General features: G+C 33.9%; 24 protein-coding genes. 17 read left to right on the top strand and 7 right to left on the bottom strand.

Annotated features, from left to right (window positions below; all coding sequences use genetic code 11):
- Positions 1-77: 77 nt before the first annotated feature.
- The 3 genes from BUC29_RS03855 to BUC29_RS03845 form a co-directional block, all read right to left on the bottom strand.
- A complete protein-coding gene (locus BUC29_RS03855) occupies positions 78-1001 on the bottom strand; it encodes a PfkB family carbohydrate kinase (protein WP_073413462.1) in 924 nt (307 codons plus the stop codon).
- A gap of 228 nt (positions 1002-1229) precedes the next feature.
- On the bottom strand, positions 1230-1634 hold the full coding sequence (locus BUC29_RS03850) for a hypothetical protein (protein WP_073413460.1): 405 nt from the start codon (positions 1632-1634) through the stop codon (positions 1230-1232).
- A complete protein-coding gene (locus BUC29_RS03845) occupies positions 1618-2205 on the bottom strand; it encodes an RNA polymerase sigma factor (protein ID WP_073413458.1) in 588 nt (195 codons plus the stop codon). Before BUC29_RS03845 ends, BUC29_RS03850 begins: the two co-directional genes overlap by 17 nt.
- A gap of 296 nt (positions 2206-2501) precedes the next feature.
- Here BUC29_RS03845 and BUC29_RS03840 point away from each other — a divergent pair, with 296 nt between their 5' ends.
- A complete protein-coding gene (locus BUC29_RS03840; protein WP_073413456.1) occupies positions 2502-2849 on the top strand; it encodes a DUF6249 domain-containing protein in 348 nt (115 codons plus the stop codon).
- 62 nt (positions 2850-2911) lie between these two features.
- Here the strand turns inward: BUC29_RS03840 and rnhA are convergent, their stop codons facing one another.
- Entirely contained in the window at positions 2912-3391 is a 480-nt protein-coding gene (rnhA, locus tag BUC29_RS03835) for a ribonuclease HI (protein WP_073413455.1), read from the bottom strand.
- A gap of 120 nt (positions 3392-3511) precedes the next feature.
- Entirely contained in the window at positions 3512-4075 is a 564-nt protein-coding gene (gene purN / locus BUC29_RS03830) for a phosphoribosylglycinamide formyltransferase (protein WP_073413454.1), read from the bottom strand.
- Positions 4076-4250: 175 nt separating this feature from the next.
- Here purN and BUC29_RS03825 point away from each other — a divergent pair, with 175 nt between their 5' ends.
- The 14 genes from BUC29_RS03825 (at position 4251) to BUC29_RS03760 (ending at position 20365) form a co-directional block, all read left to right on the top strand.
- Complete coding sequence (locus tag BUC29_RS03825) at positions 4251-4487, top strand: acyl carrier protein (RefSeq protein WP_007137004.1); 237 nt, start codon at positions 4251-4253, stop codon at positions 4485-4487.
- 238 nt (positions 4488-4725) lie between these two features.
- Positions 4726-5979 carry a beta-ketoacyl-ACP synthase II gene (gene fabF / locus BUC29_RS03820; RefSeq protein WP_073413453.1) on the top strand — a complete coding sequence of 418 codons (1254 nt, stop codon included), beginning with the start codon at positions 4726-4728 and terminating at the stop codon, positions 5977-5979.
- A 9-nt stretch (positions 5980-5988) separates the two neighbouring features.
- Positions 5989-6729: a ribonuclease III gene (gene rnc / locus BUC29_RS03815; protein WP_073413452.1), complete on the top strand. Its 741-nt coding sequence runs from the start codon at positions 5989-5991 to the stop codon at positions 6727-6729.
- 125 nt (positions 6730-6854) lie between these two features.
- Entirely contained in the window at positions 6855-7343 is a 489-nt protein-coding gene (locus BUC29_RS03810; RefSeq protein WP_053472898.1) for an IPExxxVDY family protein, read from the top strand.
- Between the two features lie 5 nt (positions 7344-7348).
- Positions 7349-8782: a pyruvate kinase gene (gene pyk, locus BUC29_RS03805; protein ID WP_073413451.1), complete on the top strand. Its 1434-nt coding sequence runs from the start codon at positions 7349-7351 to the stop codon at positions 8780-8782.
- 450 nt (positions 8783-9232) lie between these two features.
- A complete protein-coding gene (locus BUC29_RS03800) occupies positions 9233-10894 on the top strand; it encodes an arylsulfatase (protein ID WP_073413450.1) in 1662 nt (553 codons plus the stop codon).
- A 58-nt stretch (positions 10895-10952) separates the two neighbouring features.
- Positions 10953-11969: an HAD family hydrolase gene (locus tag BUC29_RS03795; RefSeq protein ID WP_084538578.1), complete on the top strand. Its 1017-nt coding sequence runs from the start codon at positions 10953-10955 to the stop codon at positions 11967-11969.
- 93 nt (positions 11970-12062) lie between these two features.
- Positions 12063-12887 carry a hypothetical protein gene (locus BUC29_RS03790; RefSeq protein ID WP_073413449.1) on the top strand — a complete coding sequence of 275 codons (825 nt, stop codon included), beginning with the start codon at positions 12063-12065 and terminating at the stop codon, positions 12885-12887.
- A gap of 14 nt (positions 12888-12901) precedes the next feature.
- On the top strand, positions 12902-14302 hold the full coding sequence (locus BUC29_RS03785) for a DUF2252 domain-containing protein (protein ID WP_073413448.1): 1401 nt from the start codon (positions 12902-12904) through the stop codon (positions 14300-14302).
- Between the two features lie 95 nt (positions 14303-14397).
- Complete coding sequence (locus BUC29_RS03780; protein ID WP_084538577.1) at positions 14398-15942, top strand: arylsulfatase; 1545 nt, start codon at positions 14398-14400, stop codon at positions 15940-15942.
- A 247-nt stretch (positions 15943-16189) separates the two neighbouring features.
- Complete coding sequence (locus tag BUC29_RS03775) at positions 16190-16768, top strand: DUF4136 domain-containing protein (RefSeq protein WP_073413445.1); 579 nt, start codon at positions 16190-16192, stop codon at positions 16766-16768.
- 681 nt (positions 16769-17449) lie between these two features.
- Entirely contained in the window at positions 17450-18094 is a 645-nt protein-coding gene (locus BUC29_RS21675) for a helix-turn-helix domain-containing protein (RefSeq protein WP_244160759.1), read from the top strand.
- A 53-nt stretch (positions 18095-18147) separates the two neighbouring features.
- On the top strand, positions 18148-19122 hold the full coding sequence (locus BUC29_RS03765) for a SphA family protein (RefSeq protein WP_073413443.1): 975 nt from the start codon (positions 18148-18150) through the stop codon (positions 19120-19122).
- Between the two features lie 55 nt (positions 19123-19177).
- Positions 19178-20365: a BamA/TamA family outer membrane protein gene (locus tag BUC29_RS03760; RefSeq protein WP_073413441.1), complete on the top strand. Its 1188-nt coding sequence runs from the start codon at positions 19178-19180 to the stop codon at positions 20363-20365.
- A gap of 60 nt (positions 20366-20425) precedes the next feature.
- Here the strand turns inward: BUC29_RS03760 and BUC29_RS03755 are convergent, their stop codons facing one another.
- Positions 20426-21289 (bottom strand): CPBP family intramembrane glutamic endopeptidase, encoded by an 864-nt coding sequence (locus BUC29_RS03755; RefSeq protein WP_084538576.1) that lies wholly within the window; start codon positions 21287-21289, stop codon positions 20426-20428.
- Positions 21290-21365: 76 nt separating this feature from the next.
- A complete protein-coding gene (locus BUC29_RS03750) occupies positions 21366-22163 on the bottom strand; it encodes an AraC family transcriptional regulator (RefSeq protein WP_073413439.1) in 798 nt (265 codons plus the stop codon).
- Positions 22164-22404: 241 nt separating this feature from the next.
- On the opposite strand from BUC29_RS03750, the gene BUC29_RS03745 reads away from it, so the two are divergent.
- Both BUC29_RS03745 and BUC29_RS03740 read left to right on the top strand, forming a co-directional pair.
- Complete coding sequence (locus tag BUC29_RS03745; RefSeq protein WP_073413437.1) at positions 22405-23601, top strand: C1 family peptidase; 1197 nt, start codon at positions 22405-22407, stop codon at positions 23599-23601.
- 206 nt (positions 23602-23807) lie between these two features.
- A complete protein-coding gene (locus BUC29_RS03740) occupies positions 23808-24476 on the top strand; it encodes a hypothetical protein (RefSeq protein ID WP_073413435.1) in 669 nt (222 codons plus the stop codon).
- Positions 24477-24514 lie beyond the last annotated feature (38 nt).

The following is a 24514-nucleotide window of genomic DNA, read 5'->3' as shown; positions in this document are numbered from 1 at the left end:
TTTATTTTGTGTGTTGTTGTAAGTTGTGTGTATTAACGTAATAAAAAAAAGCCCCGTTTTATCGAGGCTCTTAGGCATTATATTTCTATATCAAACTGAGTTAACGATTTAAATTGCTGTAATCGAATCGCTACTTCAGCTTTTGTTAATGTTTCCATCCTTTCAGTTCCAAATTTTTCTACGCAGAACGAGGCTAAATTTGAACCATAAATAATTGCATTTTTTAAATTGCCAAACGAAATGTTTTCGCTTTGTGCAATAAATCCAGAAAAACCTCCTGCAAAAGTGTCTCCGGCTCCTGTTGGGTCGAAAACTTCTTCTAATGGTAAAGCTGGCGCAAAGAATACTTCCCTGTTGTGGAATAAAAGGGCACCATGTTCTCCTTTTTTGATCACCACATATTTTGGTCCCATATCCTGAATTTTTGCAGCGGCTTTTACTAATGAATATTCACCAGAAAGCTGTCTTGCTTCTTCGTCATTGATTGTGATAACATCTGCACGTTTAATAACGTCTAGTAATTCCGGAAGAGCACAGTCCATCCAAAAGTTCATAGTATCTAAAACTACTAATTTTGGTTTTTTCTCCATTTGGTCTAAAACACTGCTTTGTACTAATGGATGTAAGTTTCCTAACATTACAACATCAGCATCTTTGTAATTTTGAGGAACTTTTGGCTGAAAATCAGCTAAAACGTTCAACTCAGTTACAAGAGTATCTCTCGAATTTAAATCGTTGTGGTATAAACCGCTCCAAAAAAACGTTTTACCGCCTTTTACAATTTCGATACCAGAGATATCAATATTTTTTGAAGTTAAAAGATCTAAATGTTCTTGAGGGAAATCGTCGCCAACTACAGAAACTATGGCTGATTGCAAGTTAAAAAATGACGCTGATAATCCGATGTAGGTTGCAGCACCACCTAATATTTTATCTGTTTTTCCGAAAGGAGTTTCAATCGCGTCGAAAGCAACCGTTCCAACAATCAATAATTTATTCATTTTATGAATTTCGAATTAGGGTGCAAAGATACTCTATAAGTTACAATCTTGCAACGGTTTGTGTTCTCAAAATTTTCTTAAAAAAATGACAACGATTTCGAAGTAAAACTATTGTAAATGAATTGGTTAAAATGTGTTTTTTAGAAAGCTCAAAATAGGTTTTCCAGATTTAAAATGCAATGTTTATTTTGAAAAAAAGCAAGGAATTTTCATTTAATTTTTTTTAATCTACAACTCATACTTCTTATCAAAATAATTTTTCAAAACCCCAATCTGAACCAGAACCATAAACGGTACAACTAAAATAGTATACAAGAGTGTTTTTGAAAACTGAATTCCAGAAAAAACGGAAGCAACTTTATTAGAATACAATTCTCCAATTTTGTCTATTTTCAGATTGTTTCCTGTTTCTGAAAAAAGAGAGATATAAATAAATAAACCAATTACAGCAGCTCCCAAAAGAACCCAAACCGATTTAGAAATTAAAGGTTTGTATATTTTGACTTTTTTCTCTTCTAATAATTCGACTTTTGCCATTATTTTAGAAGTAAAATCTATTGATGGTGACTGAAGTTTTTCTTCAGCCATCATTTTATCAATAAGTTGTTCTATGTTTTTATCGCTCTCTTTCATAACATTCTATTATTTCAGGTTCTAACTGCTGTCTCAAAATTACTGCTAATTTTTGTCGGCTTCTAAATAATTTTACTTTCGCATTGTTTGCGGATATATTCATAATTTTTCCAATTTCTTCTAAATTTTGATCATCAAAATAAAACAGAGTCAAAAGGAAGTTTTCGTCACTTGGTAATAAATTTAAACATTTCTGGATTGTGTTTTTTCTTTCTTTTTCTTCCAAAGCGCTCAAAGCATTGTCCATCGTTTTGATTAAATGCGAAGAAAAATCATCGATTGAAATATTTAAGTCTTCTTTTTTGCTTTTCTTTAATCTGTCCAGACATGTATTATAAGCAATTTTATAAATCCAGGTCGAAAATTTAGATTCACCTTTAAATTTATTTAATGAGCTGTAAATCTTAATAAAAGTATCTTGCGAAACTTCTTCGGCTTCTTCCCGGTTTTTTACCATTTTGAGAGCCAATGTAAAGATCATATTTTTATAACGATCAACAAGAACGGCAAACGCATTTGTCTCGCCCTGCAGAATTTTATCGATATAATGTTGATCATTTATTGTACTCATATTATATAGGACGACAGAGTTTCATTTTAGGTTACAAGGATTTTAAAAATAAATTTTAAAATTTTTAAAAATTCCAAATTTGAATTATACATATATATAGTATAGAACTTTGTCAAAGTTTAAAACTTTGTCAAAGCTTGATATTATTAAAAAGAAATATTAATTCAAAATTAGCTGATTATCAATTAGTTTTAGGGTTTGGAGTTTAAATATTGAAAATTTATTCAAAATGTTGTAACCTCATTTTAAAAACCCTCGTCATATGGAGTATCAATCAATTAAAAAAATATAAAATTATGGGACCAGAAATTTTAGTACCACTTAGCTTTTTTGCGATGATCTTTGGGATTGTCTATCTTATTTACTCAACAAGAAACAGAGAGCGTTTAGCTCTTATAGAAAAAGGGGTTGACGCCAGTATTTTTCTACAAGGAAAAACAAACGGAATTGCGGCATGGAAAATATTTGTAATCAATTTTGCTTTTCTTTTAATAGGTATAGGGGCGGGGCTTTTCATTGCGTTATTTATTTCAACCTATACGCAGATGAATTCTGATGTAATTTATCCGGCAACAATTATTACAATGTCTGGAGTAGGTTTACTTGTAGGGTTTAAAACAGCAAAAGATCTGGATAAAGAATAAGAAAGATTTAAGTTAGGATTTAATAACGTATCAAAAATTTATTTTTGATACGTTATTTGTTTTTATAATAATTTAGAATCAGTTGTTTCATAATAAGAATCTATAGAAAGCTTGGGCTGCATTGATGCCATAACGGCCAGTTGATCGCAGCGCTCGTTTTGCGGATGATTATTGTGGCCTTTTATCCATTTAAAATCAACCTGATGTTTTCGGTATACAGCCAAAAAACGTTTCCATAAATCAGCATTTTTTCTTCCTGCAAAACCTTTTTTCTCCCAGCCAAGAACCCATTTTTTTTCTACAGAATCTACAACATATTTAGAATCGGATATTACTAGAACTTTCATATTTGGTTTTTTTAATTTTTCTAAACCCACAATTACAGCCAAAAGTTCCATTCTGTTATTAGTTGTCAGCCGAAAACCTTCATAAAATTCCTTTTTATGAGGAGTTCCAACCAATTCCATTACCACGCCGTATCCACCATTTCCGGGATTTCCTTTTGCCGCGCCATCTGTATATATATGTACTTCGTGATTCATTTTTTAGACTTCTTAGATATTAGATTTTTAGACTTTGTAGATTTTGTTTTTGGATTTCTTAGATTCTTGACTTTTTAAACGTTACTTATTTCAAATAAAAATCTAAGAAGTCTAAAAAATCTACTCTTCCAGTAATCTATGAATAATTTCAGGGAAATGTTTTTGTTCTAATTCATGAATCTTTTCTGCAACAGTTTCAGGAGTATCTTCGTCTGTCAAAAGAACGTTTTGCTGAAATATGATTCCGCCTTCATCATAGTTTTCATTTACATAATGAATAGAGATTCCTGTTTCTTTTTCCTTATTATTAACTATAGCTCTGTGTATGTGCATTCCATACATTCCTTTACCTCCATATTTAGGTAAAAGTGCAGGATGGATATTGATTATTTTATTTGGATATTGTTCGATTATGTTTTCAGGAAATTTCAATAAAAAACCTGCAAGAACTATCAAATCCGGGTCGATTTTTTGTATTTTTTGTAATACGTTTCTTTCTAAAAGTTCGTTTTTTTCGAAAATTTCAACCGGAATTTGATGATTTTTTGCTCTTTCAATAACTTTTGCTGAGGCATTATTTGTAAAAACCGAAACGACCTTTGCAATTTCAATGCTTGAAAAATATTTTATAATGTTTTCTGCGTTAGTTCCTGATCCTGAGGCAAAAACGATAATTTTTTTCATGATAGAATTTATTTTAAGACTGCAAAAAACGGAATAAAAATCGAAAATAAATAGCTTTAAAAGACCTTTCTTGAAATTAATTTTATAAATTAGTGTCACATTTATAAACTAAATAGTTGTTTTAAAATAAAGTTTTTTATTTTTGCCAACAAATTAAATTCTAAAATTAAAGATTATGTCAGACATTGCATCAAGAGTAAAAGCGATTATCGTAGACAAATTAGGTGTTGACGAAAACGAAGTTGTAACAGAAGCAAGCTTCACTAATGATTTAGGAGCTGACTCATTAGACACTGTTGAGCTTATTATGGAATTCGAAAAAGAATTTGATATTCAAATTCCAGACGATCAAGCAGAAAACATTGCTACTGTAGGTCAAGCTATTTCTTATATCGAGGAAGCTAAAAAATAATAATACCGCACCCGATTTCTAAAAATCCCAATTTTTGAAATTCCAAATTCCAGTTGGAATTTGATTTTTGATTTTTGAAATTTTTAAGATTCGGGTGTTATTATTTTTTTAAAATTTAAATTTCGATTGATTTTCAATCAAAAAGATATATTTATATTGTAATACCCATGGCTCTTAAGTAGCAATACAGTTAAGAAAGCATGGGTTTTATTTGTTTAAAGACACAAAAAAAATATTTATGGCATTAAGGCGAGTTGTTGTAACAGGATTAGGTGCACTTACTCCTATAGGGAATAATATCCAGGAGTACTGGGATGCACTTGTGAATGGGGTAAGCGGAGCCGCTCCTATCACATACTATGATACAGAGAAGCATAAAACGAAATTTGCCTGCGAAGTAAAAAACTTCAATATTGAAGATTACATGGATCGTAAGGAGTCTCGCAGACTGGATAAATTTGCTCAATATGCAATTGCTGCCAGTGATGAAGCTATTAAAGATGCAGGAATTACAAATGATAATGTCGATAAAACAAGAGTTGGTGTTATCTGGGGAGCTGGAATTGGAGGTTTAGAAACTTTCCAGGAAGAAGTAATTTATTACGCTAAAGGTGATGGAACTCCAAAGTTCAATCCATTTTTTATTCCAAAAATGATTGCCGATATTGCCCCAGCGCATATTTCTATGCGTAACGGTTATATGGGACCAAATTATACTACAGTTTCTGCATGTGCATCTTCTGCAAATGCATTAATTGACGCTTTCAACTACATTCGTTTAGGAATGTGTGATGTTATTGTTTCTGGTGGTTCTGAAGCCGCTGTTACGATTGCAGGTATGGGAGGTTTTAGTTCAATGCACGCCTTATCTACAAGAAATGAAAGTCCTGAAACAGCTTCAAGACCTTTTGATGCAACCAGAGATGGTTTTGTTTTAGGAGAAGGAGCAGGAGCTTTAGTTCTTGAAGATTATGAGCATGCAAAAGCAAGAGGTGCAAAAATTTACTGTGAAATTGGCGGAGGCGGAATGTCATCTGATGCTTACCACTTAACGGCACCACATCCGGAAGGAATTGGAGTTATCGCAGTAATGAAAAACACATTAAAAGATGCCGGAATGAACCCTGAAGATGTTGATCACATCAATACTCACGGAACTTCTACGCCGCTTGGAGACGTTGCCGAATTAAAAGCAATTAGTAATGTTTTTGGCGAGCATGCTAAGAACATCAACATCAACTCTACAAAATCAATGACAGGACACTTACTTGGTGCTGCCGGAGCTATCGAAGCAATTGCTTCAATCTTAGCGATGAAACACGGTATTGTTCCTCCAACGATTAACCATACAGTTGTTGATGAAAATATCGATCCGTCATTAAATCTTACTTTAAACAAGCCTCAAAAAAGAGAGGTAAATGTTGCTATGAGTAATACATTTGGTTTTGGCGGACACAATGCTTGTGTATTGTTTAAAAAAATTGCTGACTAATTTTCGCTTATGAATATTATCAAAAAAATATTTTCTAAATCCCGTTCTCTAGAAGACGGGATTTTTTTTGACACTATTCAGAAAATTCTTGGTTTTCAGCCTATAAATATTGAATTTTATAGAAAAGCTTTTACACATAGATCGTCAAATAAATTAGATGAAGCAGGACATCCTATAAATTATGAACGTCTTGAATTTTTAGGAGATGCGATGCTAAGTGCCGTTATAGCTGCACATTTGTTTAATAAAGCGCCAAACGGAGATGAAGGATATTTAACAAAAATGCGTTCAAAAATTGTAAGCCGGGAACATTTAAATGAGCTTGGTAAAGATTTAAATTTGGTGCGTTTTGTAGAGAGCAAAGTGCCGGTTCAGCATTTTGGAGAAAATATTCATGGTAACATTTTCGAATCGCTTATTGGAGCCATTTATCTGGATAAAGGTTATTCCTATTGCGAAAGATTCATTCAAAAAAGAGTAATTACACCTTATGTCGATATTGCTAGACTAGAAGGAAAAGTAATTAGTTATAAAAGTTTAGTTATCGAATGGTGTCAGAAAGAAAAGAGAATCTTTCATTATGACATTTTTGAAGATAACGGTATTGATGGACAGCGTTTGTTTGGTGTCAAATTAAGTATAGACGATAAAGTGGTCGCACGAGCGCGGGCAACTTCAAAAAAGAAAGCAGAAGAGAAAGCGTCGCAAAGAGCTTATTTTGCATTTCAGGAAAAAATTGACAAGAAATAATTACAAAATTGATGTAATTTTCTTAATGCTAAATCGTTTTCGTTTATAAATTAACAAAAACAAGCTGCTCATAACTATTGATGCTCCGTTAGAAATAGTATATTTACAACTTGATTTTTCATGACATGGCTATTCATAGATTGGATTTAGACGAATTTGACGAAATTGATTATTATTTAATGGCAATTCATACTTCATTAGAAGATTATAGACTGGCCTATTTTATCAATAAGAACCTTCCGATTAACTTAAGTAAGAGCAAAAACGAGATCCATGCTCAGACTAAAGAAGGTGAAGCAAATTTTTCGAGATTTTATTATTATGATTCTGAGAAAGCTGTATCGTGGAATCTGATTCAGAATAAAAATGAGATCATTTCTGTGAGTACAAATGATTTCCAGAATTTGTTTTCTAATGAAACAAGTGAGGTTTCTACAACAATTCATTTACTTCCTGAATTCAAAAAAGTAGATTTTTTCCTGAAAATTGATAACAGTGAGGAGGCTGTCGATTTTTCAGAAATTCAGCAACAACTAAATTCAATAGAAAGTATTGCAGCAATTTATGCTGTGGATACCAATAAAATAAAATCAAAAAACAATCTAATTTTTTAAAAAAAATGTTGACAAGTAAGAAAACCAAAATTGTTGCTACACTGGGGCCTGCCTGTAGTACAAGAGAGATCATTAAAGATATGATCGATGCAGGGGTGAATGTGTTTAGAATCAATTTTTCGCATGCAGATTACGAAGGAGTAAAAGAAAAAATTAACATCATTAGAGGATTAAACGAAGAGTTTGGTTATACAACAGCAATTCTTGGAGATTTGCAGGGACCAAAACTTAGAGTAGGTGTAATGGAAGAAGGTACAGTTGTACAAGATGGTGATGAAATCACTTTTACAACTGCCGAGGATATTATCGGAACATCAAAAAGAGTGTTCATGAAATACCAAAACTTTCCAAATGATGTTAATCCGGGAGAGCGTATTTTGCTTGATGACGGTAAACTTATTTTCGAAATTGTTTCGACAGATAAAAAGACAGAAGTTGTTGCTAAAGTAATTCAGGGTGGAGAATTAAAATCTAAAAAAGGAGTTAACCTTCCAAATACAAAAATTTCTTTACCGGCTTTAACTGAAAAAGATATTGCTGATGCGATTTTCGCAATTGAGCAAAAAGTAGACTGGATCGCACTTTCATTTGTGAAAACACCACGCGATTTACAGGATTTACAAGAATTAATCGCTAAGCATTCAGAATATAAAATTCCAATCGTTGCTAAAATTGAAATGCCGGAAGCTCTTGAGAATATGGACAAAATTGTAGCGTATTGCGATGGTTTAATGGTGGCTCGTGGAGACCTTGGAGTTGAACTTCCTGCTCACGAAGTTCCATTGGTACAAAAAGATTTAATTCGCAGAGCAAAAACCGCCCGAATTCCGGTTATCGTTGCTACACAAATGATGGAAACAATGATTACAAGTTTAACTCCAACAAGAGCAGAGGTAAACGACGTTGCTAACTCTGTAATGGATGGTGCAGATGCTGTAATGCTTTCTGGAGAAACTGCTACTGGAAATTATCCAGTACAAGTAATTCAAAAAATGGCACAAATTTGTGAAGCTGTTGAGAATTCACCATTAATTCAGATTCCGCAAAATACGCCGCAAATTAAAACAAAACGTTTTGTTACTAAAACAGTTTGCCACCAGGCAGCTTTATTGGCTAACGAAATCGAAGCAAAAGCAATTTGTACATTAACAAACAGCGGTTATACAGCTTTCCAAATCTCGGCTTGGAGACCGTCTTCGGCTCATATTTTAGTATTTACTTCAAACAGAAGAATCTTAACACAATTGAATTTATTATGGGGAGTTAAATCTTTCTATTATGATAATGAAGAAAGTACAGATGACACTGTAACAGATGTAAATAAAATTGCAGTTGAAAAAGGGTATGCTTCAAAAGGAGATTATTTAATTAACCTTGCTGCAATGCCAATTAAAGAAAAAGGAATGGTAAATACCATGAGAGTTTCTGAAATAGAATAATTCTTAAAGATTTTACATAATTAAAAAGCCATTCATTAAGAATGGCTTTTTTCGTTTTGAACTTTATTGAAAAAAATACTTCCTCAAATATTTATTTTCTTAAATAGTATAAAAAATTCCTACACGATTCTTAATGCTAAATTTTTGATGTTGCAAATTATAATTTGCAACCTGTGGAGCAAAATAAAATCATTTTTATGTTGCAAGTTATAATTTGCAACAACGTAAAGCCTTAAAAATGGGATAATTCGCTTTTTTATTGTTTAATTTTGAGAGACTTAACAAAACGTTAAAAAATTGCTGTTGCAAATTACCTCACTCGTAACGGCAAAAAAAGTTCTAAGAATTGCTTTTAATACAGGTTATTTTTCTGCTTCATTTTAGTAGGAAAAATATAGTTCGATTTTAACAAACCCATATACAAACGAATTATTAACAAATCTTATTACCATGAAACAAATTAGAATTAAAAATGTCGTAATGCTCTTTGCATTAGTATGCTTCACAATTGTTCATGTGAAAGCTCAAAATAAAAAAGTCAACATTTTAGTGTTGTGGGGAGACGATATCGGAATTACAAACATAAGTGCTTATAGTGATGGACTTATGGGATATACGACTCCTAATATTGATAAACTGGCAAGTGAAGGAGTGCGTTTTCTTCATTATTATGGAGAACAAAGCTGTACAGCAGGTCGTGCAGCATTTTTAACGGGGCAGCATGGAATACGTACCGGTCTTACAAAAGTAGGTTTTCCAGGCGCACCAATGGGAATGAGCCAACTAGATCCTTCTATTGGTGGAATTTTAAAAAATTTAGGATATGCAACCGGTCAGTTTGGAAAAAATCACGTAGGTGATAGAAATGAAACCCTTCCAACAGTTAATGGATTTGATGAGTTCTTTGGGAATCTTTATCACCTAAATGCTGAAGAAGAACCAGAATTACCGGATTATCCTAAAGATCCTGAATATTTGAAAAAATTTGGACCAAGGGGTGTTTTAAAATGTACTGCAACAAATGTTGATGATCCTACTACAGATCCTCGTTTTGGAAGAGTTGGAAAACAAAAAATTGAAGATACAGGTGCATTAACAAAAAAAAGAATGGAAACTGTTGATGATGAAACTTCTGCAGCCGCTATTGATTTTATTAAAAGACAAAATGCAGCAGGAAAACCATTTTTCTGCTGGTTCAATGCTACACGCATGCACCTTCGTACTCATGTTAGAGCAGAACATAGAGGGAGATATACACATGGTGACAGTGAATACATTGATGGTATGATTGAACACGATGAAACTATTGGAAGTATTTTAAAAGTACTGGATGAATTAGGAATTGCTGATAATACAATCGTAGTTTATTCTACAGATAATGGTCCTCATATGAATACATGGCCAGATGGTGCAATGACGTCTTTTCGTTCAGAAAAAAATACAAACTGGGAAGGAGCATTCCGTGTACCATGCATTGTTAGATGGCCAGGGCATATTAAACCAGGAACAGTAACTACCGAATTAATGAGTCATAACGATTGGATTCCAACTTTTGCTTCTATTGCTGGTGAGCCAGATATTGTAAACAAACTTTTAAAAGGCTACAATGCAAATGGTAAAAATTATAAAGTCCATCTAGATGGTTTTGATCAGACCAAATTACTTGAAGGAGGAAAAAGCGTACGTGATAAGTTTTTCTATTCCGATGATGATGGTCTGCTTGTTGGAATGCGTGTAGGAGATTATAAATATGTTTTCGCAGAACAGCGTTTGGCAGGAACTATGGGAGTTTGGGCAGAACCATTTACAGAACTCCGTTTGCAAAAAATATTCAATTTGTATCAAGACCCTTATGAAAGAGCCGATTTTACTTCTAATACGTATTGGGACTGGCTAATGAATCATGTAGGATCTGTTTATGGAGCTATGAACGATGTATTTGTTTTTGCCGAAACCTTCAAAGAATATCCACCACGCTCATTCCCACCAAGTTTTAACCCTACTACTATTCTTAAACAAACATTACAAAGCATTAAAACACAACAATATGTAGAGAAAAATATTTTACCAAAATTAAAAGAAGAAGAAGCCGATTCTAAAAAGAAAAAATAAATAATCATAAAGAGATTCAGATTTCTCTATTCTGAATCTCTTTAATAAAAAAAATAGTATGCACAAAAGAGTAATTTTTTTACTGTTATTGGTTTTGTTTTTCTTTTCCTGTAAAAAGTCCGATACTTTAACCGTACCAACGACAGAAAATAAACAAACTGAAAATAGTATATCCGGTGATCCTTTGCCAAGCTGGAATAATGGACCTCTAAAAGAAGATATAATTGCTTATGTTGAAAAAGTAACCAAAAAAGGCGGTACGGATTTTATTCCAATAGAAGACAGAATAGCCACTTTTGATAATGATGGAACGCTTTGGGCAGAAAGACCATACGTTCAGGAATTATTTGCTTTTTATCAGGTTAAAAAAATGGTCGGGGCAAATCCGTCTCTGGCACAAAAACAGCCATTTAAAGCTGTAATTGAAAAAGACAAAAGCTATTTTGAAAAAGGCGGCGACAAAGCACTTATACAGCTGGTAGGTGCAACCCATACAGGTATGACCGAAGATGAATTTGAAACATCAGTGAATACATTTTTTAAGGATGCAAAATATCCCGGCAAAAATGTTCCGGTAAAGCAAATACGATATCAGCCGCAACTGGAATTATTGAATTATTTACGGGCAAATGGATTTAAAACTTATATCGTAACCGGCGGGACAATAGAAGTTGTTAGGGCAATTTCTCAGGATTTTTACGGAATTCCAAAAGATCAGGTAGTAGGTACTTCTTTTAAATATAAATATGATAACGCTAAAAATACGATACAAAGAGAATCTGTTTTAGATCATTTTAATGACAAGGAAGGAAAGCCTGTAGGCATACAATTGCACATAGGAGAACGACCAGTTTTTGTCTGCGGAAATGAAGGCGGAGCAGGCGATATTGCCATGCTTAAATATTCGCAGGGAAATAAATATCCATCATTTCAATTACTGGTAAATCATAACGATTCGATTAGAGAATACAGTTATCAGGAAAAAGATAATTTGTCCTTAAGTACAGCCGCAAAAAATAAGTGGCATGTGGTAAGCATTAAAGACGACTGGAAAAAAGTTTTTGCAGATAAATAATTTTGAATTAGTTAAATCTCAAATGAAGCAGCTTTTGCTTTAAAAGGTTGTTTCATTTGGATTTTTAGATTGAGAATTTCTAAAATACTATCTATGAGACCAATTAAACAATACAATTGTAAATTATTTTTTAGTATCTCATTTTTTATTCTCTCCACTTTTGCTTTTGCGCAGGAAACCGAAAAAGCAGGTGCAAGTGCACAGGAACTGGCAGATAAATTGGCAAATCCCGTAGCAAGCTTAATAAGTGTGCCTTTGCAGAATAATTTAAATTATGGTATAGGACCATTTAACGGAACAAAATATACAGTAAATATTCAGCCGGTCATTCCATTTAAATTAACAGAGAACTTAAATTTAATTACCCGTTATATATTACCCGTTGTAGATCAGAGAAACATAACGGGGCTCAATACCCACGAGTTTGGTTTAAGCGATGCAACGGTAACGGCTTTTTTTGCTCCGAAAAGTAAAAAAATAATCTGTGGTTTTGGTCCGGCATTTTTAGTTCCAACTGCTACAGAAAAGGTTTTGGGAACAGAAAAATTTGGAGTTGGACCAAGTGCATTAATTATGCATCAGGCAAATGGACTTTCGATAGGTTTTATAGCCAATCAAATTTGTTCGGTTGCAGGCAATGAAGATCGTGCCGATTTTAATCAGTTTTACACTCAGGTATTTCTTTCGTACAGTTATAAAAGCGGCGCCAGTTTAGGTATCAATTCAGAGATAACACAAAACTGGGAAGGCAATACAACCTTAATTTCCTTAAATCCGTCCATTGGCGGTATTACAAAATTTGGTACTCAGGTCGTTCAATTTTCTGTACAGCCTTTAATCCCCATAGTTGGTCATCAGGCAATAAAACCAGACTGGGGTTTAAGGGCAGTTGTAGCTTTTGTGTTTCCGGGTTCATAATTTAAAATCATTTTATGATCGAAAAATTAATAGATAAAACAGAGATTTCGTTTGATCCCCTGGCATCAAAAGCAGAACGCTATGAGAAAGGTGCAGCTATTAGAAAAGTTGTTCCAAGATCTTCTCATCAGGAGTTTATTATTGCTCAAGATCGAGAAGATCCAATAGATATTTTGATAAAAACAAGTATTGGCAGAATTGAAAGCTTATTACCTATTAGATATCGAAGAATGATGGAATCTCCATTTGCATTCTTTCGCGGAGCGGCCGCAATTATGGCAGCAGATTTAGTAAAAACACCCAATACCGGAATCGATTTACAGCTGTGCGGCGATTGTCATTTAATGAATTTTGGAGGATTTGCAACTCCAGAACGCAAGCTGGTTTTTGATATTAATGATTTTGATGAAACTTTTCAGGGACCGTGGGAATGGGATTTGAAAAGGCTTGCCGCAAGTTTTGCAATAGCAGGGAGATGGAAAAAATTTTCTAACAAAACCTGTAAGGAATTTGCCTGGCATGTGGCAGATAGTTATAAAAGACATATGCTCGATTACAGTAAATTATCGGCGCTTCAAATTTGGTATGCCCATATTGATCTGGCAGAACTTATAGAACTCGGAAAAGACGAAGAATTAAAAGAATTTCATCAAAAGAGAATAAAAAAAGCGGCAGAATATACTGCACATGAAAAGGAATTTGCAAAAATGACCTATCACGATGGAATTCGGGCAAGAATAAAAGATGAGCCTCCATTAATATATCATTTATCAGGGCAGGAAGAAAATTATACAATGAAAGAAGCGGAACTAGTTCATAAACGCTATTTGGAATCTCTTTCAGAAGAAAAACAAATTTTGTTAAGCCGATATTCCATGCATGATTTTGCAATGAAAGTGGTAGGAGTAGGAAGTGTTGGAACACTCTGCGGAATCAGTTTATTGATGTCGGCCACCGGCGAACCCATTTTTTTGCAATTTAAGGAAGCAAGACAAAGTGTGTTAGAGCCAAATGTAAAAAACACGAAAAAATACGATCATGAAGGCGAAAGGATTGTAATGGGACAAAAGCTTATGCAGTCAGCATCGGATATGTTTTTAGGATGGACAAAAGATGATAAAGGAAGATTTTTTTATATACGACAGCTTCGGGATGCAAAGGTTAAACCCGTTCTGGAAATAATGAAAGAAGAAAATATGATAGATTATGCCAAAGCCTGCGGATGGGCTCTTGCCAGAGCTCATGCACGTTCCGGAGATCCTTCGGTAGTATCCGGATATATAGGAGACAGCGATGAATTTGCAAATGCGGTTTCGAAATTTTCAATCTTATATGCAGATCAAAATGACTCAGATTATAATAAAATGGTAAAAGCAGTTAAAGAAGGAAGACTTCCCATTTCAGCAGAAATATAATTGATTTCAACATTTATAAACAGGCAAATATTCAGGAAATATTATATAAGATTTTAATTATCAAATTGTTAGTTTATTATTTAAAAAGAAGTATCATGAAAAAGTTCAAATTTACACTCTTGTTTCTAGGGTTGTTCGCAATTTACGCGCCAGACATTCAAGCACAAACAAAACCAAATGTAATAGTTATAATGACAGATGACGTAGGCTGGGGAGACTTAGGTTGTTATGGAGGAGGTGTAATGAGAGGTGCACCAACACCAAATCTCGATCGTATGGCCGCAGAAGGTACACGATTTGTTAATTATTATGGGCAGTCAAGCTGTACTGCCGGAAGAGCATCATTTATTACAGGAAGAATACCGGTTCGATCAGCATTATCGGCAGTATTAGTACCCGGAGATCCAAACGGACTTTCAAAAGAAACGCCTACAATTGCTGAAGCAATGAAAAAAGCAGGTTATTCAACTCTGTTTATTGGAAAATGGCACTTGGGTGATAAAGAAGAAAATTATCCTATTGCACACGGATACGATGAAATGTATCATATGCTGCCATATTACGCAGGTGTGTATGCTTATGATGACAAAACACTTCACCCAAATTTTCCGTCTGATGATGCCGAATTTTTAAAAGTATGGAATTCGATAAACCTTGGAGAATTTGAGGGTAAAGCTGGTCAAAAAGCTAAAGTTGTCAAACAAAAAGTAGGATATGCAGATTTAGCAACTGTAGATGATGAAATGCGCGAATCAGCAGTAAAATATATTAAAGAACACGCAAAAGACAGTAAGCCATTTTTTGCAACCATTTGTTTTGAAAAAGTACATAATCCTAATAATCCTTCACCACGCTGGAAAGGAAAATCACCAGGAGGAGGAAATTATCTTGATGCTTTAATGGAAATGGATGACAATTCAGGACAAATTATTCAGGCTGTTCGAGACGCAGGAATTGAAAAAAATACACTAATAGTCTGGACAACAGATAATGGTGCCTGGGTCGATGCCTGGCCAGATGCAGGTTATACACCTTTTAGAGGAATGAAAGGTTCGGTTTATGAAGGAGGTTTTCGCTGTCCGGCTCTGGCATGGTGGCCAGGACATATAAAAGCAGGCTCAGTAAATACAGATATGTTTTCGCACATGGATTGGTGGCCTACAATTGCCTCAATAATAGGGCAGCCGGTTCCGGCTCATGAATCTAAAGACAATAATGGCGCTCCAATAATTTTTGACGGATTGGATCTTAGTGCTTCCTTATTAGGTACAGGACCGGGAATACGTCAGGATTTCTACTTTTTTGCCGGACAGGCTTTTGGGGCGGTTCGTGTTAAAAACTTTAAATTTCTGTTTACTGCAAAAGATTCCTGGCTTGGATCAGATAAGCCATTAAAAGTAGTAGCTACTTATGACTTATTATGGGATCCGGCAGAACATTATGATATGACTTTTAATGGTGCTGCTCCGGATAATGGAAATTCACCGGGACACTTTAGCGGATCTGACAATGGATGGGCTGGAATGTATATGGCGCCACGAGTGATGAAATTATTTGAAGAAATGAAAAGGGTACCAAACAAAAAATATATTCCTTTTGGAGAGGGATTACCTAAACTTATTCCGGAAGATTATAAATAATCATTTTTAAATCAGATAAAACACAAAAGAAAGAAAAAACGTATAAAAACATATAAGTAAGAATTTTTTGAATTCTGCATTGCAGATTAAATAAAATGATTTATCTTTGAATGTGGGTAAAGACTTGTATTATAGATGTTTATGGTTTGTTAATGCCCAATCGAAGCCTCAATTTCTTTCATTCAGGATTTTTCAGAATTAATAAATTTCGAGTTAAGTAATTAATCATTAATTTAAATTCTACAAGATGAATATTAAAAGAACAAATCTTCGCATAATCCCAATTTTAATTTTGGGCTTACTATACAGCTGTTCTCCAACTGTAAAAGTTACAACAGATTACGATCACGCAGCCAATTTTAACGAATATAAAACTTTTGCCGTTTATGATCTAAAAGCACAAGAAGGTCAGGTAAATCAATTAAATGCAGATCGTGTAACAAATGCAATTCGTGCTGAAATGATTGCAAAAGGATTTACAGAAAGAGCCAATCCTGATTTAAAAGTAAATGCAGTTTCAATCTTAAAAAATAAAACATCAGTATCTGCCAATACAGATTTTTATGGTTATGGCGGGATGTACAGACCTTACGGATACTGGGGAGGCGGCGCCATGATGGGTGGTGCTAATACTACATTTAATACTTACGACTATGTCGACGGTTCGTTAGTTATTGATATAGTTTCTACAAAAACGCAAAAATTAGTCTGGCAGGGAATAGGAAATGCACAAATTGACAGCAAACCCGACAATCCTGAAGAATTTATAAATAGTTCTATCAAAAAAATCTTAGAAGGATTTCCTCCCGGAGCAGTAAAAAAATAACTTAAAAACATATTCTTTATAAGCTGTACTTTCTTTTTAAACAAGTACAGCTTATAAAAATGTATACCTTATTTTCTTTGATACCACTTCTCAAAGAAAAAGGAATAAACTAACTAAAGCTTAAAACGTATGATCGATATATTGCTTTCGCTTTTCTTTTTTATAGCAACAATTGTAGGTTTTGCCACTTCATTTATGGTTCTTTTTTCCAGAAAAAACTATTCAAAAAGCTTTTTCTTAGGACTATTTTTGTTTAGTCTGGCCGTAGTTAGTATTTACAATTTTTACCTTTCGGCAAATGTTTTTAAAGATTTTCCGGATCTGTTTATGATTACAAAATCTTTTATTTTCTTATCAGCTCCCTGCGCATTTTTATATGTTAGAAGTGTTTTATTTCCTAACTCGGTATTTAAAAAACATGACTGGTTTCATTTTCTCCCATTTCTGATCTATTTTTCATTGACAATTGTAGTTTGAATTGGAAACTATACCGATTTTTATTTTATAGATTACCTTTCACAAAAAATAAAAAGCCCTTTCTCTATGTTAAGTCTTAGTGTTTGGCTCCTTTATGCTTTTTGCCAGACTATGATGATCTTAAATTATGATATAAAAAAATTTAGGGAAAACAACCATTTAAGCAGAGTAAAAATTTTAAGCTGGATAAGGGTTTATAATCTCATGATACTATTCTTATTTTCGACGCTTTTTGTGCATTTCTTTTTGATGAACAAAGTTGATAATATAGATTACTCCTGTTATATTTTAATTTCTTCGGTATTGGTTTTTACAGTAGGCTGGCTTTATTTTAAACCACATATTTTTTATGATACCAATGAAATTGAGACTTATGATTTTGCTGCAGATGATGTAATATCTTTTACGACGCAGGAAATTAAAAATTCAATGCCTATAGTAAAGGAATTAACTCCCGAAAAAAGAAAATTATATCTGGCCAAATTAGATAACATTTTTTCTGCAAAAAAACTCTTTTTAAAGAAAGATCTTGTCATTCGCGATATCTCAGAAGAAACAGGAATTACCGTAAATAACCTTTCAAATCTCATTAATTCAGAGTTTAATCTACATTTTCAGGATTATATAAATTTAAAAAGAATCGAATATTTTAAAGAAAAAATAAACGATTCAGACTGGAAAGATCTTTCGTTAGAAGGAATGGCCTGGGCGTCAGGTTTTAAATCCAGAACAACTTGTTTTAGAGCTTTTATAAAACATACCGGAAAATCTCCTTCAGAATACTTCAGGATAATTCGAATAAGCCCTGAAAAAACCAATACCTTTTTTTTAAAACAATCTACAAACTAAAAAATAGTTTGCAAAGATTGATTGTGAAGTCTAATTAATTTAAAGAAGTAACCATGAAAACGAAATTAAAACAAAGACAAACAATAAAATCATTATTGACAATAGTATTTCTGTTTACTTATTTTTTAGGCAGTGCACAATTAAAAGGAGGTCATATTCTTGGAGCAATGGGACTGCAGTCAGGAACACAGGCACCGGCAAATACTTTAAGTGTATATGTACCAGGTTATTTGTATGACGCAAACTCATTGAGAGATGCCAACGGAGATAAATCTGTTGCTAATCCTGATATTACCATGTTTATAACCGGAGCAGGAGCCAATTATGTAAGCGATTTCAAAATTTTAGGAGCCAATTATGGGGCTACTATTTTACTGGCTTTTGCATCAAATACTATTCAGGGAAATTCACTCGACGCAACAAATTCACTCGCTTTTACAGATATGTATGTGCAGCCGCTTCAATTGGGCTGGCATAACAAAAGAGCAGATTTTGTTTTTAGTTATCAGCTTTACCTTCCCACCGGAAAATTCACTGCAGGCGCTTCAGACAATGCAGGTTTAGGAATGTTTATGAATGAATTTTCAGCCGGAACAACACTGTTTTTTAACGATAAAAAAACACTTCACTTTTCAGTCTTAGCATCCTATGAAATAAACGGAAAAAAGAAAGATACCGATATAAAAACCGGAGATATTTTGAGTATTGAAGGCGGTTTGGGAAAAACATTTTACATGCTGAATGCCGAAAAAACGGCTCCAAAAGGAATTCTGAACGCCGGTCTGATTTATTATTTACAATATAAAGTTTCAAACGATAAAATTCCTGCCGGCAATATAATACTCGAACCGGATAAAGACAGAATAGGGGCTTTGGGTGCTGAGGTAAACTATTTTCATATTGGCTGTACCACTTCTGCCGGACTTCGATGGCTTTCAGAATTTGGTGCTCACAATCGTTTTCAGGGAAATACTTTTTTCCTTACTCTGGCACACGTTTTTAGTTTAGCAAAAGAAAAGAAAGAATAACAATAGAAAATGAAATGTGTTTTAAGAGATAAATAAAATTTAAAAATTGATTTAAATGAGAAATACAAATTCAGATTCTTCATTAAAAAACAGAAAACTCTTCTATAAAATAGTTTTCATTTTTTCATTTTTCATTTTTTATTGCCAAAACACAATCGCACAAAAACCGCATATTACAGCAAAGGATTCTCTCGACGGAGCTTTCGATTTGAGTGATTATATTATTTATGCCCACGGATTTATTGTTGTTCCCACTATTATTACAGAACCAGCTCTGGGAAATATTGGAGGCGCAGTTGTTCCCGTTTTTCTAAAAAAACGTGCGCCGGTTGTTGATGAAAATGGTAAAAAACGTTTTATAAATCCGGATATAACCGGAGGAATCGGAATGTATACCGGAAACAAAAGCTGGATGGTGGGCGCATTTCGTTCGGCAACCCTGGTAAAACCCAAAATATTATATCGTGTTATGGCCGGTTATGGCGATATGAATTTATCTTTCTATGAAAATAATCTGCCAAACGTACCCGATCAGGAATTTAAACTCAACTTTAAATCAACCATTTTTTATACACAATGGTTAAAACAGTTTAAAAATGCCAAATGGAGCGCCGGACCGCAATACTTTTTTCTAAATTCTAAAATCAATTTGCCAAATATCAATATTCCTCCGCCGTTTGTTCAGCCCGGTGATATAAAAAGTACGGTAAGTCAGTTGGGAGCAGCCATCCAGTTTGACGGACGTGACAATATATTTACACCAGATAAAGGAATCAGGCTTCAGTCGGATTTTTTTTGGTCAGATGATGCAATAGGAAGCGATTACGATGCCTGGCGTGTCAATTTATCGGCAATAGGATATTATCCATTAACCAAAAAATTAATTGGCGGGCTTAGGGTAGAAGGAGAGCAGGCGTTTGGGAGTCCGCCTTTTTATCTAAGACCCGGAATTAATTTAAGAGGAATTCCTGCTGCCCGATATCAGGGAAAAGCCAGTGTTGTTACAGAAGCCGAACTGCGATGGGATCTGTACCGACGATGGAGCCTAATGGGTTACGGTGGTCTTGCAAGCGCTTTTAACGACTGGGATCAGGCTTTTGCAAAACCTGTTGTTTACAGTTACGGAACTGGTTTTAGATATTTATTAGCCCGAAAATTTAAACTCCGAATGGGTATTGACGTTGCAAAAGGAAATGAAGACTGGGCATATTATATTGTTTTTGGAAGTAATTGGCTTAGATAATTGTTAATTCCCGATAATTACTACCGGGAATTAAAATGTAATTTGTGTAAAACAAAATCCTTATTTCTTCCAGTATGGTTTGATAATTTTATTTTCCTTTCGGCTTAAAGCCAATAATATAATAGAAGCTGCAGAGCAAAAAATAACGGCCTGAATCGATCCTTCGGGACCAAAATTTCCTCCGGTAATTAATTCTGAACCCTGAATTTTTGAAACCAATAAACTATTGGTTTTGGCGTTTCCGGATGTGATAGCTCCAAAAATTCCCGACTGCATAAAATTCCACGCAAAGTGAATCGCGATTGGGAACCATAAATTTCTGGTATAAATAAAAGCAGCGCCTAATAATAATCCGGCTTCAATAGCAATACATAATGCAGAAAGTAAAGTACTATGTTCGTTTGCCAAATGCAGAGCGCCAAAAATAAGCGCCGAAATTAGTAAGGCAAAATAACTTCCTAATTTTTCTTCCATAATTCTAAAAAGAATTCCGCGAACCAAAATCTCCTCGATAATTGCCGCGGTAAAAGCAATTGTAAGCGGGATAATGATAAATGAAAACGGATTTACAGAAAGAATTTCGTAACCGCCATTAAGGTAAATTATCAAAATAGTAAGCGATTGTAAAACCGCACCAATTAAAATTCCAGTGATTAAATTTTTGGCAATTCCATTTAATGAAAATTCGGTTATGGTTCTTTTTTCATAATATTTAAAGAAAAAAATATAGCTCGTTAAAGCCAGTGCGCAAACAATAATTCCTTTTATGAGATTTCTATAATCTTTGTCGAGAGAAGTCTGCAGTAATGCTTTTCCGGCAATTGCCTGTCCCACATTAATCAGTAAAAGACAAACGATTAATCCTAAAATAATTTTGGTTATAGGGAAATTGAATATTTTTTGTTTTGTGGTAAGCGTTTCCATTTGATTTGTTTTATGATTTATGATGAGACAAAAGTATTTCGCATCAAAAACAAAAAATAGAATGAAATTTGCCTCTTTATAATTTTTGAAATTGTTTTGGCAAAAATCCCGTTTGGTTTTTAAACGTTCTAATGAAATGACTTTGATCTGCAAAACCACATTCCAGGGCAATTTCGGTTAAATTACTTTCGTGCGTTTGTATCAGCGAAAGCGAACGGTTTATTTTAATTCTTCGCATATATTCTCCCAAAGTACAGCCAAAATACTTCGGAAAATGTTTTGAGATCGTAATGGGATTTAAGTTTAAAACCGTCGCTAAATCCTGCAGATTTGGGTTTTCGTTCCAACAATCGTTCAGTAATTCCTGCAAACTTTTCACCCAAAACGGACTTTTCTCAAATCGCTCTAAATGATTTTGAGCATTTGCCATTTGCGAAAAAAGCATCGTAATCGTATCGGCAGAAAAAGCATCGGCAGTAAGCGTTTCCTTGAAAATCTTCAGAATAAGAAATTTGGTAAATGCCGAATTTTGAATCGATTTTTCGAGTACAGCTTCAGACATTTGAAGTTCTTTCAGCAGATTTTCTTCAATTTCGATATTGATATTTCGGGAAGGAAAAAGCGTGTTTTGATTTAAATGCAATTCATCGCTGTGGTAAAATAATAACGAACCGGGACCGACTGTTTCGCTGAAATTTTTTCTTTTTTCAGTAGTTCCGCCTTTTAGGAAAAGCGTAATGTGTGCGTTGTTGTGAGAATGCCAGCCTTCGTAAACCTTATTTTGGTATTCGGTTTCGACAACCGCAATTCCGTTTGAAGTTGTAAAAATGTTTTTAGTATTACCTAAATATTGCTCTTTTTCGAGTTCGTACATTTTCGGTTTTGTTGTGTGGCATTTATGGAAGCAAAATACTATTTATTTGCATATAAAATCAAAAAAGATTTGATTCTAAAACAATTATGTTTTTATACAATTTGTAAGATTTAATTGTTTAATAAAAACATTGTATAAACATTAACTGTTAAATAATAGTTTTTTTACCGAATATTTAATTGTTTTGTAACAAAAATATAATACGGGCTACTAATAAGGCAACTATTTAAATCTTTTGATTATGTATAAAAATACGATGAAATCAGTTTTCGCAGCATCTGCATTTTTAGTGGGTATAAGCGGCTGTTTTGCGCAGGACATTTTGGTTAATTCTTTAAAGTTAAATGCGAGTGATAAAAGTAAAGAAGCTTTTAAATTCACCGAAGTAGTTAACTTAGGAACAACATCAATAAAAAACCAGGGTTCATCCGGAACTTGCTGGAGTTATGCATCAAACTCATTTTTAGAGTCAGAAATGATTCGTTTAGGAAAACAGCCTGTTGAGCTTTCTCAGGTATTTTCTGCAAGAAATGTGTATGTTGACAAAGGTGTAAATTATGTTCGTATGCACGGCGCGATCACTTTGGGTGACGGAGGTTCGCTGCACGACGTAATTAATATGTACAAAAAATACGGAACCGTACCAAGAGAAGTTTACACAGGTTTGAACTACGGAACGGATAAAAATAAATTTGCCGAAATGTCTGCACTTATCGAAGGCGTTTTGGCTGCGGTGGTTAAAAATCCAAACGGAGAATTAACACCAAACTGGCAAAAAGCATACGCTGCTGTTATCGATTCTTATTTAGGAAAAGTGCCGGAAAACTTTAATTACAAAGGAAAAAACTATACGCCGCAGTCTTTTGCTAAAGAAGTGGTAGGAATTAATCCAGACGAATATGTAGAAATGTCTTCGTTTACAACGGCCCCATATTACCAAAAAACAGTTTTGGCCGTGCCGGACAACTGGTCATTAGATCAGGTTTACAACGTAAAAGTAAACGACATGACTGATATTATCGACAATGCATTGAAAAAAGGATATACAGTGGCTTGGGCGACAGACGTAAGCGAGAAAAGCTTTAGCTGGAAAAACGGTGTTGCGTATGTACCAACAAAGAAATTTGACGACATGACTGCCGAAGAAAAAGCTGATATGTTTAACGGACCAAAAGCCGAACCGGAAATTACTCCAGAAATGCGTCAGGCTGCGTTTGATAATTACGCTACTACTGACGACCACGGAATGCACATTATTGGTCTTGCAAAAGATCAAACCGGAAAAGAATATTATATCGTAAAAAATTCTTGGGGAGAAACAAACGACTACAAAGGTTTCTTGTTCGTTACCAAAAATTTCGTAAAATATAAAACAACTGCCTTAATGGTAAACAAAGGCGGAATTCCTGCTGAAATTGCTAAGAAATTAGGGGTTTAAGAATTTTAGAGTTTTTATAAAAATAGAAAAGCGCTGTGATCTTTGGATTACGGCGCTTTTTTTATTGGTTTTATTTATTCATAAAGTTGAAAAACTGTATTTAATCGTTTTTATAAGTACTTAGTAGTTAAAATAAAAGCTAACTAAAACAAAATCAGTAGCTTTATATAGTGTTTTATGGAGTATTAACTTTAATTACATTACTTATGAAAACATATTTACGACATTTTGCTCTTGCGGCTTTGTTTTCTATAAATAGTTTTGCTCAGCAGCCTAATTATTTGGTTGCTAATGCAGACACTCGCAGAGCGCCCTTTAAATTTGACAACAAACCAGACGACGATCGTGTTATAGAATCGTATTTGGTTGTTGAGGTTATCAATATGCCTTTCGGAAAAAGAACCACAAAATACGAAGTTTCAAAACTCGATATGGTGTATACAAACGATTTAGGTCCTAATAATACCAGAACAGTAACTCCAATTTATAAAAAACAAAAGATAAGAACAGCAAATACAATCCTGCCTTCAAAAGTCGCAGATGCAAAAACAGAGACTGTAAAACCAATTGAAGTTGAGGTTACCGCTCCGGCCTATACAGAGAAATACGTAAAAGTAAATATTCTTGACACTTACGCCAATGTTTTAGACAAAGGATACAAATCTGCAGACATGCTCAAAAAAGTTGCTGACAAGTATTATTTTGAAAATAATTTTGAAGATGCCGTTAAATACTATTCGGAGTTATTTACGCTTGATGAAAAATTAGAAACCATTTATTATTTTAGATATGCCCAATCTCTAAAAGCAATCAACGAAACCGAAAAAGCAGAAGAAATGATGAAATTGTTTGAGAGTAAAAATTTGAATGAATAAAAATGATGACACAAAAAGATAAAAAACACAATGTGTAG

Source organism: Flavobacterium defluvii, from assembly GCF_900129555.1.
Lineage (GTDB): Bacteria > Bacteroidota > Bacteroidia > Flavobacteriales > Flavobacteriaceae > Flavobacterium > Flavobacterium defluvii.
The sequence above is the reverse complement of the archived record's forward strand: the minus strand, read 5'-3'. Positions and strand labels throughout refer to the sequence as shown.